The 2,637-nt window shown below is 60.9% G+C and carries 2 protein-coding genes; both read left to right on the top strand.

Annotation, left to right across the window (positions count from 1 at the left end):
• Positions 1 to 229: 229 nt before the first annotated feature.
• Positions 230 to 1,774 (top strand): IS21 family transposase, encoded by a 1,545-nt coding sequence (gene istA, locus C1949_RS19145; RefSeq protein WP_165771327.1) that lies wholly within the window; start codon positions 230 to 232, stop codon positions 1,772 to 1,774.
• Between the two features lie 14 nt (positions 1,775 to 1,788).
• On the top strand, positions 1,789 to 2,544 hold the full coding sequence (gene istB / locus C1949_RS19140; RefSeq protein ID WP_065335626.1) for an IS21-like element helper ATPase IstB: 756 nt from the start codon (positions 1,789 to 1,791) through the stop codon (positions 2,542 to 2,544).
• Positions 2,545 to 2,637 lie beyond the last annotated feature (93 nt).

The raw sequence follows: 2,637 nt of genomic DNA, 5'->3' as shown, positions 1-2,637 counted from the left end.
TGCATATTCCGGCCCATCGTGACCGCCCATTCCGTTTGAACGTGACCGCCTGTTCTGGGCTATCGTGACCGCTTATTCCGTTTCATCGTGACCGATTTTGGGTGCTTGCCCGGAATCGTCGGTCACGATGCCGGAATCATCGGTCACGTTCCCCCGGAATCACAGCCAACGCACTGGAATTCTTGAACTTTATCCAGCATACCCCTTTCTTTTTTTCGAGGAAGAGCGGATGCCGGCTGCGAGGATTTCCATGCGACAGATCATCGAGATATTACGCCTCAAGTACGAAGCCGGTCTGAGTCACGAGCGCATTGCCCGTGCCTGCGGCCTCTCCAAGGGCGTGGTCGGCAAATACGTCAGCCTGGCCCAAGTCCAGGGTGTTACTTGGCCACTACCGAAGAACCTAGACGAGGCCCGGCTGCACGCGTTGTTGTTCCCGGCCAAGACGCCCCCGTCACGCTTTGCCGAGCCTGATTGCTTCCAGGTCCACCAGGAGCTCAAGACCAAAGGCGTGACCCTGCAACTACTCTGGGCCGAGTACGTGGAGCGCCACGGAGACAAGGCCTACCGCTACAGCCAGTACTGCCATCACTACCGGCTCTGGCGTGGCCGGCAGCGCCGTAGCATGCGTCAGGTCCACCGTGCCGGTGAGAAGATCTTTATCGACTACTGCGGCCCGACCGTGCCTGTGGTGGATCGCTCTACCGGTGAAGTGCGCAAGGCACAAGTCTTTGTGGCAGTGTTGGGCGCCTCCAGTTACACCTTCGCCGAGGCCACTTGGAGCCAGAGCCTTCCAGACTGGGTCGCCTCCCACCAGAGGATGCTCAACTTCTTCGGCGGGGTACCGGAACTGCTGGTTCCGGACAACCTCAAGGCAGCAGTGACCAAGGCGGACCGCTACAGCCCGACGATCAACGAGACCTACGCTGAGCTGGCCTGCCATTACCAGACAGCGGTGTTGCCTGCGCGGCCCTACAAGCCCAAGGACAAGGCGAAGGCCGAGACGTCGGTGCTGTTGGTCGAGCGCTGGATCCTGGCCCGCTTACGGCATCAGACATTCTTCTCCCTAGCCGAACTGAATACCGCCATTGCCGCGCTGCTACCAGCACTGAACCAGCGCCCGTTCCAAGGCCGGGTCGAGAGCCGTCAAAGCCTGTACGACGCGCTTGACCGTCCAGCCCTGCGACCGCTCCCAGCAACGCCCTATACCTACGCCGAGTGGCGCAAGGCTCGACCGGGCATTGATTATCACATTGAGATAGACAAGCGACTGTACAGCGTACCCCATGCCTTGGTGGGGTTGGTTCTGGACGTGCGGTTAACGGATACCGCCCTGGAGGTTATGCACAAGGGCCAGCGTGTTGCCTTGCATCCCCGTCACGGGAAGAGCCGCTTCGTCACTCTGACCGAGCATATGCCCAAAGCGCACCAGGCCCACAAGGACTGGTCTCCGGAGCGCTTCCTCAATTGGGCCAAAGACATCGGTCCCGCATCCCTGCAGGTGGTGCAGGGCCAGCTCAAGGATCGCCCCCATCCTGAGCATGGCTATCGCGCCTGTCTGGGGTTGCTGAACCTCAGTCGGCGTTACAGCCGTGAACGCCTTGAGCAGGCCTGCGCTCGGGCGCTGTCGATCAACTCGGCCAGCTACCAGAGCATCACCTCAATCCTGAAACAAGGACTTGATCAGCTCCCCCTGCCACTGGCTGAGGAAGAGCGTGATCTGACCGACCTGCCTGCGCATACCAACGTTCGCGGCCCGCATTACTACCACTGATACCGGAGAGATCTATGCTGACCCAAACCACACTCAACACGCTGCGCCAACTCAAGCTGACGGGCATGTGTGACGCCCTGGAACAACAGCGGGCTCAGCCCGAGACCCACGATCTGGCGTTCGAGGAGCGCTTGGCTCTGCTGGTGGACCGGGAAGTGCTGCACCGGGAAAACCGTCGGCTGGACCGCCTGCTCAAGGCTGCCCGCTTGCGCGTGCCAGCCTGCATCGAAGACATCGACTACCGGCACCCGCGCGGTCTGGAGCGCTCGCGCATGGCGGGCCTGGCTAGCTGTGACTGGATCAGGCAATCGCTGAACCTGTGCATCACCGGCCCCACCGGCTGCGGCAAGACCTGGCTGGCCTGCGCCCTCGGCAATCAAGCCTGTCGCCAAGGGCTGTCCGTCCGTTACCTGCGGGTGCCGCGGCTGTTCGAGCAAGTAAGGATCGCCCACGGTGATGGCAGCTACGCTCGCCTGATGACGCAGTTGTTGAAAACCGACCTGCTGATCCTTGATGACTGGGGTATGCAGAAGATCAATGCCCAGCAACGACAGGATCTGATGGAAGTGATTGAGGATCGCCACGGACGAGGCTCAACCCTCATTGCTAGCCAGCTACCCACCGAACACTGGCACGACTACATCGGCTCCGCCACGCTCGCCGACGCCATCTTGGACCGACTGCTGCACGGAGCCCATCGACTCAATCTGAAGGGGGAATCACTGAGAAAGGCCAACGCTCAAAACACGGTGCTGGTTGACCCATCGTGACCGCTCAGAGTACAAAACCCGTTCCAGCGTGAAGGCCGTGCGCAAATCGGTCACGATCCCCGGAATGACCGGTCACGTTCGCCGGAATACGCA

The sequence above is a fragment of the Halopseudomonas oceani genome, from assembly GCF_002903165.1.
Classification (GTDB): Bacteria; Pseudomonadota; Gammaproteobacteria; order Pseudomonadales; family Pseudomonadaceae; genus Halopseudomonas; species Halopseudomonas oceani.
This window is presented reverse-complemented; position numbering and strand designations above follow the sequence as displayed.

What these genes read in the sequence shown, in the direction of transcription:
- istA (WP_165771327.1), top strand. Translation starts at nt 230, where the DNA reads ATGCCGGCTGCGAGGATTTCCATGCGACAGATCATCGAGATATTACGC.
- istB (WP_065335626.1), top strand. Translation starts at nt 1,789, where the DNA reads ATGCTGACCCAAACCACACTCAACACGCTGCGCCAACTCAAGCTGACG.